Consider the following 424-nt stretch of genomic DNA (forward strand, 5'->3'; position numbering starts at 1 on the left):
ACTCAATTTCGAATAATCACTGTAAAAGTGATATTCCCAAGAACACTTGAATGTGTTTTTTGGTGTTTGTCATAAAGACAAACATTGAGAACTTTACAAGTAATCTTAAAGATTACTTTGTCAGCTTTCCAAATTGTTAAAGAGCTAGATTTTCTGATGAAAACCATTTTTAAAGATTCTTTTTCAAGAACACTTAAAGATGGTGGAGCTATGCGGGATCGAACCGCAGACCTCCTGCGTGCAAGGCAGGCGCTCTCCCAGCTGAGCTATAGCCCCATCAAGGTGTCGATACTGCATACCAATTTCAAAAGAAATTGGTGGGTCTGAGTGGACTCGAACCACCGACCTCTCGCTTATCAGGCGAACGCTCTAACCACCTGAGCTACAGACCCAGTATCGTCTCTTACTTATAAACCGTATCAAT

The 424-nt window shown here is 41.0% G+C and carries 2 tRNA genes; both read right to left on the reverse strand.

The annotated features are described in order from the left end of the window. Positions 1–200: 200 nt before the first annotated feature. Positions 201–276: transfer RNA gene (locus BCT11_RS00825), tRNA-Ala, on the reverse strand. A gap of 39 nt (positions 277–315) precedes the next feature. Beyond that, a tRNA-Ile gene (locus BCT11_RS00830) sits at positions 316–392 on the reverse strand. Positions 393–424 lie beyond the last annotated feature (32 nt).

Source organism: Vibrio sp. 10N.222.52.B12, assembly GCF_002875385.1.
In the GTDB taxonomy this organism is placed as follows: Bacteria; Pseudomonadota; Gammaproteobacteria; order Enterobacterales; family Vibrionaceae; genus Vibrio; species Vibrio jasicida.